The organism is Flavobacterium daemonense, from assembly GCF_007341385.1.
GTDB classification, from domain to species: Bacteria; Bacteroidota; Bacteroidia; order Flavobacteriales; family Flavobacteriaceae; genus Flavobacterium; species Flavobacterium daemonense.
Map to the genome: position 1 here is coordinate 41,978 of NZ_VJYD01000021.1, position 14,982 is coordinate 56,959.

Below are 14,982 nucleotides of genomic sequence, written 5' to 3' on the forward strand. Positions count from 1 at the left end.
ATTAAAAAATTATTTTTTTCTTTCGATGACGTAGTTGACCATTAAAGTCAAAGCGTCTTTATACTCTGAATCTTCGAAGTTTTGAAGTAGAGAAAGTGCTTCTTGCTGGAATTCGACCATTTTGTTTTCGGCGTAAGCCAAACCATTATTATCTTTTACAAAAGCAATAACTTCTTTTACACGTTTTTTGTCTTTGTTGTGGTTTTTGATGGAGTTTATCAACCACTTTTTTTCTTGCGGAGTACAAGTATTCAAAACGTGAATTAAAGGCAAAGTCATTTTTTGCTCTTTAATATCGATTCCGGTTGGTTTACCAATTGCTTCTTCGCTGTAATCAAACAAATCATCTTTTATTTGAAAAGCCATTCCGATCAATTCACCAAACTTTCGCATATTTTCAACCTGCGCATCATCTTCAATTACCGCTTTTGCACCAAGCGCACAACAAGCAGCGATAAGTGTTGCGGTTTTCTTTCGGATAATTTCGTAATAAACATCTTCGGTAATATCGAGTCTTCGGGCTTTTTCTATTTGAAGCAATTCACCTTCGCTCATTTCGCGAACGGCTACAGAAATGATTCGGAGTAAATCAAAATCGCCGTTGTCAATAGAAAGCAGCAAACCTTTTGAAAGCAAATAATCTCCAACAAGAACAGCAATTTTGTTTTTCCAAAGCGCATTGATTGAGAAAAATCCACGTCGGCGATTACTGTCATCCACCACATCATCGTGAACTAAAGTTGCCGTATGAATCAATTCGATTACCGAAGCTCCTCGATATGTTCTTTCGTTTACAACACCTCCAGAGACCATTTTTGCCGTTAAAAAAACGAACATCGGACGCATTTGCTTTCCTTTTCGATTTACGATATAGTACGTAATACGATTCAGCAGCGCGACTTTTGAAGTCATCGATTCATGAAACTTTTTTTCGAAAAGTTCCATTTCGTTAAAAATAGGCTGTTTTATTTGGGAAGTAATATTCATTTCGATTTCAAATATACTATTTTAAATAAAAAAACGTTGTGTATTTTATGTTAGTATATCAACAATTTGCATACTAATATAAATTCACCACCAAAAAACACAATCTAGTTAAAGCCTAATTTGAGTTCATTAATTAAAATCACGAAAACTAATTTATTATGAAAACAAAAATTTTCTTTATTGGAACATTAGCAGCTTTATCTTTTTTTATCAGCTGTAACTCTGATGAAAAAACAAACGACGGCTCATCTACAGCAATTACAAAGGATGAAATCGTTACAAATTCTAAAATTGACGCCTCAATTGATGATGTAACGAATATTGCTGAAGATCAATTTAGCGCACAGCAAAACGTAACCGCAAAACCAAGCGGCGTGGTTAAAAATTTCCTTCCGAGTTGTGCTACTATTACAACAGTATTAACTAATAACACCTGGACAAGAACTGTCGATTTTGGTGTTGATGGCTGTACTTTAGGAAACGGAAACACAGTTAAAGGAAAAATGATTATTTCTTTTTCTAATGATTTTGCATCTTCTACACAAACTATCAGTTATACTTTTGATGGATTTTACCACAATGGCAAAAAACTTCAAGGAAGCAAAAGCATCGTGAGAACGGTAAAAGCAACCGATTTGCTTGCAACAGCACATCCTGTTTTTACAGCAGCAATCGATATGACTATTACTTTTGATGATGGAGGTGTATATACCAGAAAAGGTAATTTAGTTAAAGAAATGGTTGAAGGTTTTGACACTTGGTTCGACTGGGATGATAATGCTTATTTAGTAACTGGAAGCGGCACAACAACTTTCCCAAACGGAGATACTTTTTCTGCTGAAATTACAACACCTTTACAATTTAAAGCATCTTGCAAAACATCTTTCCCTGTCAAAGGAGTTGTATCTGTTACCAAAAATGCAGCTACGGCAGTTATTGATTATGGTGGCGGAACATGCAATACGCTCGCAACAGTTACAAAAGACGGAGTTACGGAAGAAATCGATTTGAAAAAATAAGAATCCTTTTTGCCCAAAAAAAAAGCATTAAGATTGAGGGTATTTCTCATTCTTAATGCTTTTTTTGTTTTTGACAATTATAATTTATCTTAAACATATAGTCCCTACGGGACATTTGCATGTATGTGTATTCTTTATCTACCAATATGATGCTCCTAATGGAGCATTTTCATTTTGATTATCTCGGAGAGATTATATATTGGTAGAATATTAATCGCGCCTCACCTTTGTCCCGTAGGGACTATACTTCAGCTTCTTTATTTGCTAATTGCCCACAAGCAGCATCGATATCTTTTCCACGGCTTCGTCGCACTTTTACAACCACACCAATATTCTCCAAAGCTTTAATGTAAGCCATAATCGATTCTTCTGAAGCTTGCTGAAACTCTCCGTCGTCAATTGGGTTATATTCAATCAAGTTGACTTTGCAAGGAACATATTTGCAGAATTTCACTAAAGCATCAACAGAAGCTTTGTCATCGTTGATTCCTTTCCAAACTACATATTCGTATGAGATTTTACTTTTTGTTTTTCTGTACCAATATTCCAATGCTTCACGCAAATCTTTTAAAGGAAAATTTTTGCTGAAAGGCATGATCTTCGCGCGGGTTTCATCAATCGCGGAATGAAGCGAAACTGCCAATTTAAATTTTACTTCGTCATCGGCCATTTTTTTGATCATTTTAGGAATTCCAGAGGTCGAAACCATAATGCGTTTTGGCGACATTCCTAAACCTTCTGGCGAAGTAACCATGTCGATCGCTTTAATGACATTGTTATAATTCATTAAAGGTTCTCCCATTCCCATAAAAACAATATTCGAAAGCGGATGATTGTAATACAAACGACTTTCTTTGTCGATTGCCAAAATCTGATCGTAGATTTCGCCCGGCTCTAGATTTCGCATACGCTTTAATCTCGCAGTAGCGCAAAAATTACAATCTAAACTGCAACCAACTTGGCTCGAAACACAGGCTGTTGTTCTAGTCTCGGTCGGAATTAAAACCGATTCCACTACTAATCCGTCGTGCAGGCGTACAGCATTTTTCACTGTTCCGTCACTGCTGCGCTGCATTGTGTCAACCTTTATATGATTGATCACAAAATTATCTTCAAGCATTGAACGAGTGGCTTTAGCAACATTTGTCATGTCGTCAAAGCTATGTGCACCTTTGCTCCACAACCATTCATAGACTTGGTTTCCGCGGAAAGCTTTGTCATTATTTGCGACAAAAAAATCTCTTAATTGTTCTTTTGATAGGGCTCTTATGTCTTTTTTCTCCATTTGCATGCTGCAAAGTTAAGCACTTTTGTCCTTTTTTCTGATTTTTAGATGGATTCTTCCTTAAAACCCAAGATTTTTAAATCAAAAAATCTACAAATTAAAAACTTCTTTACGTTAAAATTTTCAGATTTCTATCGTGATAATTTTCCAATAATTGGTTTTCCTAGAAATGAAAACGATGTAGTTATTAAATACTTTTTTAATAAAATTTTAACAATGATTTATATCATGTATTCCCGAAAAATAAAGGATGACCTTTGATACAAGTTAAAAAACAATCTTAGTACTAAATAAAATCGGACCGATAAATTAACTTATTTTTTATACTAAAAAAATTACAAAATGAAGACTAATAAAATTAAATTAATTGCAATCGTGATTGCGTTTTTTGGAATCACAACATTTGCGTCAGCACAAAAATCATATACGTTAGACCCTAAATCTAGTTTTTCGGTTGCAGGCACTTCAACATTGCATGACTGGGAAATGAAATCGGGATCTGGAACTGGATCGGCAAATTTGACTATTGTCAATTCAAAATTGACGAATCTGGAATCATTAACAGTTTCCCTTTTGGCAGAAAGCGTGAAAAGCGAAAAAACAAGCATGGATAAAGTTGCTTATGAAACTTTGAAAACAGACAAAAATAAAAACATCAAATATATTCTGAAATCTGCGGAAAAAATAAACGAAACAACGTGGGAACTTACAGGAACTTATACAATTGCTGGAGTGAGCAAAATTTATAAAACTACCGCAAAAACAACTGTTACAAAAGACGGGCTAAACCTTCAGGGATCAAACAAAATCACTTTTACTGATTTTGGAATGAAATCTCCAACTGCATTGCTCGGAACAATCAAAACTGGACAAGATTTGACTATAAAATTCAATTTAAACTTTAATTTATAACCGCCATGAAGAAGATTTATGCCCTATTTATTACGTTAGCAAGTACATTTGCTATTAACGCACAGGTTAGTTTTGGCCACATTCAAAATCAAATCCCGAGAGGTCAAAAAGGAATTAATCAATTTGATGTTAAAAAAGACACTGTTGCTTTCAAAGGATTAAGCGTTGATATGGGTGCAGCGTTTGCACTTCAATTTCAAGCTGTAAATTCGTTCAACGATCAGCAAAACCTTGCGACTGCACCAAACTACAGATTAAACAATCTTGAGAATAATTTCAATTTGCCAAATGCCAACTTTACGATTGGAGCTCAATTATATGATGGTGTCCGTGTGAATTTAGATCTTTATCTGGCTTCTAGACACCATAATGAAACTTGGGTAAAAGGAGGGTATTTGCAAATTGACAAATTAGACTTTATTAAAAAAGATTTTCTTGCTGATTTCATGAAGTATACTACGATCAAAATTGGTCAGATGGAGAACAACTACGGTGATGCTCACTTTAGAAGATCTGATAACGGAAATGCCTTTATGAATCCATTCGTAGGAAACAATATCATGGATGCCTTCATTACAGAAATGGGAGCTGAAGTTTATTATAACAGATCTGGATTTGTAAGCATGATTGGAGTAACAAACTCAAAATTAAATCAAAACGTTCAAGAAATTGTTGCATCTCCTGCCACTCCGTCAAAACCGGATAACAATACAACTATAAGTCCTTCTATTCTTGCAAAATTAGGTTGGGACAAACAAATCAATCAAGATTTAAGAATCAGATTAACCGGATCTTATTACCATACAGCAAACTCTAGTGGCAATTTATATGCTTCAGACAGAGCGGGAAGTCGTTTTTATGGCGTAATGAGCCACTCTGATTATGACATTATAAATCCAGCAAGCGGAGCAATTGTAAGTTCTGTTGCAAATAATTTTGATCCAGCTGCGAATAAAGACACAGGAAGATTTAATCCTAATTACGGAAACTGGGCTACTTCTTATATGATAAATCCTTTCATTAAATATAAAGGTCTTGAATTCTTTGGAACTTTAGAATTTACTTCTGGAGGTGATTATAAAGGAACAGATGATAGCAGAAAAGTGAATCAATATGTTGCAGATTTGGTTTACCGTTTTGGAGAAAATGAAAGATTTTATATCGGCGGAAAATACAATTTAGTTGACGGAAAATTGGCAAATGCAAATGCTGAAGCTATTCAGATTAATAGATTTGAAGCTGCAGCAGGTTGGTTTATGACTAAAAATGTTTTGGCTAAACTAGATTATGTAAATCAGAACTATAAAAAACTTCTCTCAATTTAACGGCGCAACACCAAACGATCTTTTTGGTGGAAGCTTTAAAGGATTAATGTTCGAAGCAGTAATTTCATTCTGACACAAATGTTAAGTAGACTTTATATTTTAATTACGGGTTTAGCGATTTTCTTTTTCTTAGGAAGTGCTAAACCCACTTTTTTTCCAGAAGATACAATACTGATAATAAACAAAATAAAAATAGAAATTACAGGAGCATCGACTATTGGCAAATACAATTGCTCAAACACTTTTACGACAAAAGATACGGTCTATGTAAATTCTTCAAAAAAAAATACTTTTAATACTGAAATTAAAATGTCCAATTTTGACTGTGGCAACAAAATTATGACCAAAGATCTGCAGGGAACAGTTAAAGTAAAACAATTTCCAAACAGTTCTGTTTCTATTACCGATGTAAAACCGTACGGAAAAAATTACATATGCAGATTAAGTTTTTTTATCACAGACAAAACGTTAAAATACAAAGACTTTGTTTTGTATAAAACCGACGATAAAATCCAAGGAACACTTGGCTTAAAGTTCTCAGATATAGCATTAGAACCACCCGTAAAAATGGCTGGTTTGATAAAAGTAAAAGATGATATAGTTATAAATTTCAGCCTTTACAAAAACTAAAAAATTTGTATGTGCCAATTAAGATTTTTTATCTTAAAAAAAATATCAAGTATAAAAAAAATAAAAAGTTTGGCACAAGAATTGTCTAGCATTTAAAAGAAAAATAATCTTACAAAGCGCGCAATTATTTTAAAATTTGTATTTTTATTATTCGACGATATAACCTTTTATTTTTTAATAAACCTAAAAAGAAAACTCATTATGAAAAAACAAATTTTAAGCTTAGCTGTTGTTGCTTTACTAGCGTTCGCTGTACAATCATGCGATAAAAAAGAGCCAAAACCTACAGATGAAGAATTGACTCTTGGAAACAAAGTTGATTCATTGACAACAGATATTAAAGAAGTTAAAGACACTGCGGTAAGCAAAACAGAAAAAGCAGCTCAAGATGTAAAAGACGCTACAAAAAAAGCAGCTGATGATGTTGAAGATGCTACTAAAAAAGCTGCTGAAGACGTAAAAGATGCTACTAAAAAAGGAGCAAAAAAAGTTGAAAACGTGGCAAAAGCTGCAAAAGACGGAACTGTAAAAACAGCGAAAGAAGTAAATGAAGCTTTGAAAAAATAATTTTCATTTAAAATTGAATCCAAAACCATTCGCTTAAACGAATGGTTTTTTTATGCACCAAAAACGGAGCTTATATTTTTGTATTTTTGCTTCAAATTTATAAGACTCTACAAATGCATTTTATTTCACAAGAACTTGAAGATTACATCGAACAGCATTCTGAAAACGAACCAGCGTTATTAGCAAAACTGAATAAGGAAACCTATCAAAAAATTCTTTTGCCGAGGATGTTGAGTGGTCATTTTCAAGGACGTGTTTTGAGCATGCTTTCTAAGTTGATTCATCCGGTAAATATTCTTGAAATAGGAACATACACCGGTTATGCAGCTTTGTGTTTATGCGAAGGAATGCAGGAAAATGGTCAATTGCATACGATCGATATTAAAGAAGAATTGGTTGATTTTCAAAGAAAATATTTTGATGCCTCACCTTGGGGAAAACAAATTTTTCAGCATTTGGGCGAAGCTGTAGATATTATTCCGACACTTGATGTAAAATTCGATTTGGTTTTTATTGATGCCGATAAAGAAAATTATCTGAATTATTGGGAAATGATTGTTCCAAAAATGAATAAAGGAGGCATTATTTTATCTGATAATGTTTTGTGGAGCGGAAAAATTCTAGAACCAGTTCATCCAAATGATGTGAGTACAAAAGTGCTTTTAGAATACAATCAACTTTTAAAAGATGATCCTAGAGTTGAAACGGTTTTATTGCCAATTCGTGATGGATTGACGGTGAGTCGAGTTTTGTAAGACTCCAATTTGTCATTTCGACTGAAAGGAGAAATCACATCAGAAATTCCACAAAGAAAATCACCAATCTTTGTCGAGCCACTCGTGTGATTTCTCCTTTCAGTCGAAATGACAAAAAAAACTCCAGCATTTGCTGGAGTTTTTTTTATAACTTTATATTTATTTTAAAAAACCTTAGAATCTTAGTCTCTTAGAACCTCAGAACCTTCTGATAAACTTATTCTGGAAAATATTGTGGCTTCAATTTTCGGTAAACCAAATAAATCAAAGATCCAAAAAGTACTCCGAAGAAATATCCAGCCAAAATATCACCTGGATAATGCAATCCTAAATAAATACGGCTGTAAGCAAAAATTAGCGGCCATAAAAACAAGAATCCTAAATATTTAATACGGTCTCTTAAAACCAAGAATAAAAAGGTTGCAACCGCCATAGTATTTGCAGCGTGCCCTGAGAAAAAACTATAGGATTGTCGAACCTGAACAATACGAATAATTGATTTTAAGTCAGGATTGTTACATGGTCGCAAACGCTCAAAAGTATGTTTGAACAAATTGCATGTTTGATCTGTAAAAGCAATTAAAACCGCTATAAAAAGCAGTAAATACAAGGTTTGTTTTCCTCCTATTTTTTTATAAATAAGATAAAAAAGAAATAGAAAAAAAGGTGTCCAATACAGCTGATTTGTAATAATCAACCAAAGTTTATCGTATGTTTCAGAGCCTAAACCATTCAGATACACAAAGAGGTTTGTATCCAGTTCTTGTATTTTTTCAAGCATATTACATTTGGCGTTTTATAGGTCCTGAAAGGGAATCAATATCTTCTTTTACTTTATCAATTTCTGTTGCAGTATCTCCTAAAAGATTTCCAGAATCTCCCAGCAGATTTGTTTTTGCTTCATTGATTTGAGCATTGATGTTTCCTGTTATACTATTAAGGGATTTAGTGTCAAGGCCATTAGCCTCAGCTCCTTTTTGAATCTCGCTTTTAATATCATTGGTAGCGTTTTTTAATTGCGCCATTGCTTTACCCATTGTACGAGCAATTTCTGGCACTTTGTCTGAACCAAAAAGCATTAATACTATAAACAGTATGAAAACTAATTCTCCTCCTCCTATACCGAACATATCTATAATTTTTGTGTGGTCACAAAGATATTAAATTTTGCTGCGTAGAGTTTTAAAATTTACTTAAAAAAACGACTGCCGGCTTAACTTAATAAAGCACACAGATAACACGGATTAAACAGATTTTTACTGATACAATATAAAATCTCTTTAATCCGTGTCATCCGTGCGCCATTTTCATAATCAGGTCATGGATTATCAAAAAAAAAAGACTCTTTTCAGAGTCTTTTTAGTTTTATTCTTAATCAAATTTTGATTTTTCTTCTGTTTTTGGCCAAGCGTTGTTGGTTACATCAATATCAGCAGTCATTAATTTTGGGTCAATCTGAATGCTTTTGATTGCTTTTGTAGTTGCATAAACTTTCTTAGCAGTATCATTATTCTTTCTCCAGATTTGTGCAGGATATTGATAATTATCTTTCGAACCATCTTCATAAGTTATCTCTACTAAGATTGGCATGATCATACCTCCTGGTTTATTAAATTCTACTTCGTAGAAATATTTCGGAGATTTTAAACTTGCTTTTTCTTCAGCAGTAAAAGATTGATTTACGTAATCAGATAATAATTTTACGTCTTCAACTTTCAATGCTTTTTTGCTAGAAGCGTTAACCTCAGCATTATCTCCAGAAACTAAATAAACAAAAGGTCCTTTATCAGTTCCAAAACGTCCTTTTCTAACTTTTACATCTTTTAAATCAGTTGTCGGAGTTTCAGAAACATAATATTGTTTTACATCTTTAATTCCGATATCTACGAAATCAGTTGAATAAAACCATCCTCTGAAGAACCAATCCAAATCAACAGCAGATGCATCTTCCATAGTTCTAAAGAAATCCTCTGGAGTTGGGTGCTTGAACTTCCATCTGTTTGCATATGTTCTGAAAGCGTAATCAAACAATTCTCTCCCCATAACTACTTCTCTCAAAATATTAAGACCTGTAGCAGGTTTTCCGTAAGCGTTATTTCCAAATTGAGCAATTGTTTCAGAGTTTGACATAATTGGCTCCAAAAACTTTTGGTCACCGCTCATGTACGGAACAATATTTTTAGCTGGCCCACGTCTTGATGGGAAATTTGAATCTAATTCTTGTTCTGCTAAATATTCCAAGAATGAATTCAAACCTTCGTCCATCCAAGTCCATTGACGCTCATCTGAATTTACAATCATTGGGAAGAAAGTGTGTCCTACTTCGTGAATAACAACACCAATCATTCCGTTTTTAACTTCTTTGCTTGTTACTCCATTTTCGTCAGGACGACCAAAATTCCAGCAAATCATTGGATATTCCATTCCTTGATCTTCTGCCGAAACAGAAACTGCTTTTGGATAAGGATAATCAAAAGTGTGAGATGAATAGCTTTTTAAAGTATGCGCGACAACCATTGTCGATGTTTCTCCCCAAAGCGGATTTGCTTCTTTTGGATAAACCGATTCTGCCATAACAACTTTACCACCTAATTTTACAGCCATTGCATCGTAGATGAATTTTCTTGAAGAAGCAATTCCGAAATCACGTACGTTTTTAGCACTGAATTTCCATGTTTTTTTCTTTTCAGAAAAACCTTTTTCAGCCGCTTCAGCCTCTGCTTGAGTTACAATTACGACAGGTTTGTCAAATGATTTTTGAGCCTGCTCATAACGTTTAACTTGTTCTGCAGTGAAAACCTCGCTTCTGTTCATCAATTCTCCTGTTGCATCAATTACGTGATCAGCTGGAACTGTGATATTTACATCGAAATTTCCAAAAGGAAGTGCAAATTCTCCACTTCCCCAGAACTGCATATTCTGCCATCCTTCAACATCATTGTAAACTGCCATTCTAGGATAGAATTGAGCAATTACATATAATTTATTTCCGTCTTTTTCGAATAATTCATAACCAGAACGTCCGCCTTCTTTTCTATAATTATTGATGTTATACCACCATTTAATAGCTAAAGAAATTTTCTCGCCCGGCTTCAAAGGAGTTGCCAAGTTAATACGCATCATTGTTTCATTGATCGTATATGACATTGGGTTTCCTTTAGCATCTTTTACCTGCTCAATATTAAAACCGCGCTCTAGATCTTTTTTCAAATATTTGCTTGAAAAACCATCTAATGGTAAAACTTGACTGATTTTTTCGCTTTCCGCTAAAGTGCTTTGCGTATTAGCGCGAGCCTGATTTTGATCAAGCTGAACCCATAAATATTCTAAATTGTCTGGAGAATTATTAGAATACGTAATAACCTCAGATCCTGTTATTTTCGAATTTTTATCGTCTAGTTCGATATCAATTTTGTAGTCTGCCTGCTGTTGGTAATAAGCTGGTCCTGGAGCTCCAGATGCCGTACGGAACATATTTGGAGTTGCCAGCAAATCATACATTTGGCTGAATTTGTTTGTGTCGTACTTTCCTTGTTGCCTTGGAACTGCTGGAGTATTTGCCTTTTCCTGAGCAACTAGCATTGCAGGAAAAAGTAATAATAATGAAAGTTTTTTCATAAAAGCTTAATGGTAATTTTATCAGGGTGTGAAAATAACAATTAAAATGATAATTTCACCTCCTGTTTAATACTTTAACACTTCTTTCCTTGAAGATTCTGTAAAAAGCACACTCTTTTTAGTACCAAATGCTGTAATATGTGTAATGTTTTGCTGTTCAGCGTTCCAATCAACTAAAATAGAGTTTGAAATTTCGAGCGTTTTAAACTTCTCGATATCTTTTATTCGGGAATAACAAACCAAAACATCATCAGATTCAACTTCTTTGGATAAAAAACTGATTGTTTTTGCTTGGCCGTTTACTTTAATCGCAAAATTTTCGGCAAGATATTTTTTCAGAAGTTCAACATCTTCAGGAGTTTCTTTTTCCGTACCAATGAATGTTTTTTTATGGTATTTTTTCTCCAATCCTTTATTCAAATCGTCCACAAATATGCGGGAAGTAATTTGAATCATTTTTTTTTCAGAAGCATAATTCACCTGAAAAACACCCATATAAAATTTATGAAATGCAAATGCGGACAGCGATAAAAACAATATCCCGATTAAAGGATAAATTAATCTATTTTTCATTTTTGAACAACGTTCGATTTTTTGAATTCTTTATTCTTATTGATTAGGAAGTCTATAAGTTCAAATTTCTGATCTGGATCAACGTGTCTTTTTGATTCTGGATCGTTAGAACAATACATTAAAAACAGATCGATTTCATCTTCTTTTAACCCTAAAGTTTTAGTAAAAAAATCAGGTTTGAAATTATCTTTAGCATAGGTAACAAACGCAATATCTGATATCTCTTCTTCTTTTACATCCTCTTTTTTCTTCAAAAGCTTTTTGACATCTTTGAAAATTCGAACAAAATCAGTTCCGTATTTAATTGTTTGATCAGAGTACATCACAGTGTTTTTTGCTACTGACTGCTTGTCATCTTCAAACTGCATATCTACAATTGACTGAGAACCAACCCCCAATGATTTCACTTTTAAATCCTTATGAACCACAACTTCTTTCAGTTGATTATTTACCAATTCTAAGGGAACAGCAAAAAGAATTTGTGCACAATCTTTTTCAGTAAGAACAATTTTTTTAGATTGAAATGCCATTCCGGTAAATACCAAAGTATCTTTTGGCTGCGCCAAAATATCAAACAATCCTCCAACACCTATAAAGGTTCTGGTGTTTGCATTAATATTCATTACATGACCGCTTTCAATCGCTAATGACGGATTTACCACTTGTCCGTGAAGTGGCTTTCTGTTTGTATTTTGCCCTAATGCAATTTGACAAAACACACAAACAACGAATAGTACTAAATTATTTTTCATTTTCGAGGATAATTAAATATTTTCTGGCTAAATCTGTGATTAAAAACATACTCATTGTTTTGTTCTTTGTATTCAAAGATACGGCAAATTGAGCATCATCCACACAAAATAATTGAAATCCTTTAATATCATCTACAGGAATTTTCAATCGCTCCGTATAATAATTCTCCTCAAAAAGGTATTCCAATTTTCTGAAAAGCATCTCCTTTTTCTCCACAACCACTTCCTTTTTGAGCATCGTGGTGCGTCCTGAAATTTTGTTTAATAATTTATCAATTGATGTTGAAGTTGCCGTGTAGACTTTTCTTTCTGCCGGCGTATATGTTTTTTGCCCATAAGGAACAATGCCCAGATTTTGAGTTGTAATTTGCGGATTTTCATTTACAACAACTTCCTTCAATTCAATTTCTTTGGCAGTCATTTTAATCAGAAGTTTATCCAAATTCAAATCTTCAGGAGTAATTCTGTGCTTAAGCGGATCCAGATTTACAGATGAAAAAACAAGAACATCACCTTCTTTTACAGCAATCGAAAACATTCCGTTTTCATCTGAAACTGTCGAAACCTGAGTTGTATTATTGATAATATTAACCCCATCAACAGAAGTAGATTGTTCTAAAATTTGCCCAATAACTTCTTTGCGAACCAAATTTTGCCCGAAACCGAACTGCGCCAGCAGCAAAAACAAGGCTATATTTAAAAAACTACTTAATTTCACTTGCAATCATTTCTTTGTATTTCGTCGCTAGTTCTGCCAGCAAAAACTCCGTCGAAGTTTTATTTTTTGAGTTCAAAATTACCGTAAACTTATCATTTTCGACAGCATAATACTCAAAACCTTTTACATATTCACTAGGAATTTTCAAAACATTTACAAAATGCTCCAACGTAAACATACGCTCCAAAAGTTTCATAAAAGCTTCCTTCTTCTCTACTTCTGCTTCTTTTTTAAGCATTGCCGTTCGTCCTGAAAAGAAATTAAGCAAAGGATCCATAGAAATCGATCCTCCAGCCATGCCATTTTCACTATTTGCCTCAGGATCTAAAGCGGTCGCAGTACGTAATCTCCTTTCGGCTTGAGTATATGTTTTTTGTCCGTTTGGAACAATTCCTAATGCGACAGCGTTTATACCATTATAATTCCGAACCACAACTTCCTGTAATTGATTCATAACCATACTCAATTTAACAGTGAAATTGATATCTGAAAAATTATCAGCCGTTAATAAAACTCTCTTTTCCTTAAACTGTATTGATGAAAAAACTAATGTATCGCCAACATTTGCCAAAATCGAAAAAGCACCAGAAGCGTTTGTCATTACCATTGCTTCTGTTTTAGCATTAATGACATAAACACCCTCTAAGTCGGAACCTACAGAAGCTATTTTACCATTAATAGTAGTTCGTTCCTGAACTTGCGAACAAGCATTTTGTCCCCAAACCACAAGCAAAAAACAAGCAATTTTATTAATCAAAATGATAAAAATTTAAAATTATTCTTAAAGCCGTAAAAATATCTTAATGTGTTCCAAATTTAATATTAAGGACTTGGTAAAAATATGTTAATTAAACCTTGGCAATCACCTTCAAAATGAGAGTTTTTAATATCTTTAGCAAACAGAATCTGATTTTAAAAATTATGAAAAGCGTCATTATTGCAAGCACTTCTACCCTTCACGAAGGCAGTTACTTAGAGTATTTATTACCCACTTTACAATCCCATTTCAAAAATTGCAAAAACCTTTTATTTATACCATATGCACGTCCGGGGGGTATTTCGCATGATGATTACACAGCAAAAGTTTCTGAAGCTTTTGCATCAATCAATATTTCCGTAAAAGGAATCCATGAATTTGAAGATGCACAAGAAGCAATTAAAAACGCAGAAGGCATTTTTACAGGCGGAGGCAACACTTTTTTATTGGTAACGCAATTATACAGACATAATATCATGCAGCTTCTTGCTGAAACCGTAAAAAACGGCACTCCTTATTTAGGAACCAGCGCAGGAAGCAATATTTGCGGTTTATCAATGCAAACCACGAATGACATGCCTATAATTTACCCGCCAAGTTTTCAGACTTTAGGATTAATTCCGTTTAATTTGAATCCGCATTATTTAGATCCAGATTTACAGTCAAAACACATGGGAGAAACTCGTGAAACTAGAATTAAAGAATTCCATGCCTTCAATTCAATTCCGGTTTTAGGCTTAAGAGAAGGAAGTTGGCTTGAAGTAAAAGGTGATAAAATCACTTTGAAAGGAAATCTTAAGGCACGTTTATTCAAACAAAACGAACAACCAATAGAGCTTGAAACAGAAAGCGATTTGAGCAACCTGAACTAAAATTCTTAAACCATATAAGTTATATAAGTTCATTTAATTAAAACTTAAGCTAAAAACTTAATTCACTTATATAACTTATATGGTTTAAAAAGAAATAAAAACAAAAAAGCCTCAAACAATGTTTGAGGCTTTTGAAGAGCGAAAGACGAGGCTCGAACTCGCGACAACCAGCTTGGAAGGCTGGAGCTCTACCAACTGAGCTACTTTCGCAT

General features: G+C 33.8%; 16 protein-coding genes and 1 tRNA gene. 7 read left to right on the forward strand and 10 right to left on the reverse strand.

Going from position 1 to position 14,982, the window contains the following annotated elements:
- Window positions 1-9 precede the first annotated feature (9 nt).
- Entirely contained in the window at window positions 10-987 is a 978-nt protein-coding gene (locus FND99_RS19355; protein ID WP_035651733.1) for a polyprenyl synthetase family protein, read from the reverse strand.
- Between the two features lie 158 nt (window positions 988-1,145).
- Between FND99_RS19355 and FND99_RS19360 the strand changes: the two genes are divergently transcribed.
- Window positions 1,146-2,006, forward strand: a complete 861-nt coding sequence (locus FND99_RS19360; protein ID WP_144339577.1) for a hypothetical protein — start codon at window positions 1,146-1,148, stop codon at window positions 2,004-2,006.
- A gap of 241 nt (window positions 2,007-2,247) precedes the next feature.
- Here the strand turns inward: FND99_RS19360 and rlmN are convergent, their stop codons facing one another.
- The gene (rlmN, locus tag FND99_RS19365; RefSeq protein WP_144339578.1) at window positions 2,248-3,297 is read right to left on the reverse strand and encodes a 23S rRNA (adenine(2503)-C(2))-methyltransferase RlmN; all 1,050 of its coding nucleotides are present in this window, start codon (window positions 3,295-3,297) and stop codon (window positions 2,248-2,250) included.
- Between the two features lie 336 nt (window positions 3,298-3,633).
- Between rlmN and FND99_RS19370 the strand changes: the two genes are divergently transcribed.
- The 5 genes from FND99_RS19370 to FND99_RS19390 all read left to right on the forward strand — a co-directional run bounded on the left by FND99_RS19370 (window position 3,634) and on the right by FND99_RS19390 (window position 7,480).
- On the forward strand, window positions 3,634-4,203 hold the full coding sequence (locus tag FND99_RS19370) for a YceI family protein (protein WP_144339579.1): 570 nt from the start codon (window positions 3,634-3,636) through the stop codon (window positions 4,201-4,203).
- Between the two features lie 5 nt (window positions 4,204-4,208).
- Window positions 4,209-5,528, forward strand: a complete 1,320-nt coding sequence (locus FND99_RS19375) for a hypothetical protein (RefSeq protein ID WP_246074249.1) — start codon at window positions 4,209-4,211, stop codon at window positions 5,526-5,528.
- A 78-nt stretch (window positions 5,529-5,606) separates the two neighbouring features.
- The gene (locus FND99_RS19380; protein ID WP_144339580.1) at window positions 5,607-6,158 is read left to right on the forward strand and encodes a hypothetical protein; all 552 of its coding nucleotides are present in this window, start codon (window positions 5,607-5,609) and stop codon (window positions 6,156-6,158) included.
- A 201-nt stretch (window positions 6,159-6,359) separates the two neighbouring features.
- Window positions 6,360-6,725: a hypothetical protein gene (locus FND99_RS19385; RefSeq protein ID WP_144339581.1), complete on the forward strand. Its 366-nt coding sequence runs from the start codon at window positions 6,360-6,362 to the stop codon at window positions 6,723-6,725.
- A 113-nt stretch (window positions 6,726-6,838) separates the two neighbouring features.
- Window positions 6,839-7,480, forward strand: coding sequence for an O-methyltransferase (locus FND99_RS19390; RefSeq protein ID WP_144339582.1), 642 nt, complete (start codon window positions 6,839-6,841; stop codon window positions 7,478-7,480).
- A 217-nt stretch (window positions 7,481-7,697) separates the two neighbouring features.
- Here the strand turns inward: FND99_RS19390 and FND99_RS19395 are convergent, their stop codons facing one another.
- From FND99_RS19395 to FND99_RS19425, 7 genes are all read right to left on the reverse strand, one after another.
- Entirely contained in the window at window positions 7,698-8,261 is a 564-nt protein-coding gene (locus tag FND99_RS19395; RefSeq protein ID WP_144339583.1) for a phosphatase PAP2 family protein, read from the reverse strand.
- Between the two features lies 1 nt (window position 8,262).
- Complete coding sequence (locus FND99_RS19400; RefSeq protein WP_144339584.1) at window positions 8,263-8,610, reverse strand: Sec-independent protein translocase subunit TatA/TatB; 348 nt, start codon at window positions 8,608-8,610, stop codon at window positions 8,263-8,265.
- A gap of 241 nt (window positions 8,611-8,851) precedes the next feature.
- On the reverse strand, window positions 8,852-11,098 hold the full coding sequence (locus FND99_RS19405; protein ID WP_144339585.1) for a M1 family metallopeptidase: 2,247 nt from the start codon (window positions 11,096-11,098) through the stop codon (window positions 8,852-8,854).
- A gap of 66 nt (window positions 11,099-11,164) precedes the next feature.
- Window positions 11,165-11,671, reverse strand: coding sequence for a DUF6702 family protein (locus FND99_RS19410; protein ID WP_144339586.1), 507 nt, complete (start codon window positions 11,669-11,671; stop codon window positions 11,165-11,167).
- On the reverse strand, window positions 11,668-12,423 hold the full coding sequence (locus FND99_RS19415; RefSeq protein WP_144339587.1) for a hypothetical protein: 756 nt from the start codon (window positions 12,421-12,423) through the stop codon (window positions 11,668-11,670). The genes FND99_RS19410 and FND99_RS19415 overlap by 4 nt, the downstream gene beginning before the upstream one ends.
- A complete protein-coding gene (locus FND99_RS19420) occupies window positions 12,413-13,141 on the reverse strand; it encodes a carboxypeptidase-like regulatory domain-containing protein (protein WP_144339588.1) in 729 nt (242 codons plus the stop codon). The genes FND99_RS19415 and FND99_RS19420 overlap by 11 nt, the downstream gene beginning before the upstream one ends.
- The gene (locus tag FND99_RS19425) at window positions 13,128-13,898 is read right to left on the reverse strand and encodes a carboxypeptidase-like regulatory domain-containing protein (protein WP_144339589.1); all 771 of its coding nucleotides are present in this window, start codon (window positions 13,896-13,898) and stop codon (window positions 13,128-13,130) included. Before FND99_RS19425 ends, FND99_RS19420 begins: the two co-directional genes overlap by 14 nt.
- A gap of 164 nt (window positions 13,899-14,062) precedes the next feature.
- Here FND99_RS19425 and pepE point away from each other — a divergent pair, with 164 nt between their 5' ends.
- Entirely contained in the window at window positions 14,063-14,770 is a 708-nt protein-coding gene (gene pepE / locus FND99_RS19430; RefSeq protein WP_144339590.1) for a dipeptidase PepE, read from the forward strand.
- A 137-nt stretch (window positions 14,771-14,907) separates the two neighbouring features.
- Here pepE and FND99_RS19435 read toward each other — a convergent pair.
- A tRNA-Gly gene (locus tag FND99_RS19435) sits at window positions 14,908-14,980 on the reverse strand.
- Between the last annotated feature and the right edge of the window lie 2 nt (window positions 14,981-14,982).

Excerpts from the sequence above, each read along its gene's own strand:
- FND99_RS19355 (WP_035651733.1), bottom strand. The coding sequence starts at position 987 with ATGAATATTACTTCCCAAATAAAACAGCCTATTTTTAACGAAATGGAA.
- FND99_RS19360 (WP_144339577.1), top strand. The coding sequence starts at position 1,146 with ATGAAAACAAAAATTTTCTTTATTGGAACATTAGCAGCTTTATCTTTT.
- rlmN (WP_144339578.1), bottom strand. The coding sequence starts at position 3,297 with ATGCAAATGGAGAAAAAAGACATAAGAGCCCTATCAAAAGAACAATTA.
- FND99_RS19370 (WP_144339579.1), top strand. The coding sequence starts at position 3,634 with ATGAAGACTAATAAAATTAAATTAATTGCAATCGTGATTGCGTTTTTT.
- FND99_RS19375 (WP_246074249.1), top strand. The coding sequence starts at position 4,209 with ATGAAGAAGATTTATGCCCTATTTATTACGTTAGCAAGTACATTTGCT.
- FND99_RS19380 (WP_144339580.1), top strand. The coding sequence starts at position 5,607 with ATGTTAAGTAGACTTTATATTTTAATTACGGGTTTAGCGATTTTCTTT.
- FND99_RS19385 (WP_144339581.1), top strand. The coding sequence starts at position 6,360 with ATGAAAAAACAAATTTTAAGCTTAGCTGTTGTTGCTTTACTAGCGTTC.
- FND99_RS19390 (WP_144339582.1), top strand. The coding sequence starts at position 6,839 with ATGCATTTTATTTCACAAGAACTTGAAGATTACATCGAACAGCATTCT.
- FND99_RS19395 (WP_144339583.1), bottom strand. The coding sequence starts at position 8,261 with ATGCTTGAAAAAATACAAGAACTGGATACAAACCTCTTTGTGTATCTG.
- FND99_RS19400 (WP_144339584.1), bottom strand. The coding sequence starts at position 8,610 with ATGTTCGGTATAGGAGGAGGAGAATTAGTTTTCATACTGTTTATAGTA.
- FND99_RS19405 (WP_144339585.1), bottom strand. The coding sequence starts at position 11,098 with ATGAAAAAACTTTCATTATTATTACTTTTTCCTGCAATGCTAGTTGCT.
- FND99_RS19410 (WP_144339586.1), bottom strand. The coding sequence starts at position 11,671 with ATGAAAAATAGATTAATTTATCCTTTAATCGGGATATTGTTTTTATCG.
- FND99_RS19415 (WP_144339587.1), bottom strand. The coding sequence starts at position 12,423 with ATGAAAAATAATTTAGTACTATTCGTTGTTTGTGTGTTTTGTCAAATT.
- pepE (WP_144339590.1), top strand. The coding sequence starts at position 14,063 with ATGAAAAGCGTCATTATTGCAAGCACTTCTACCCTTCACGAAGGCAGT.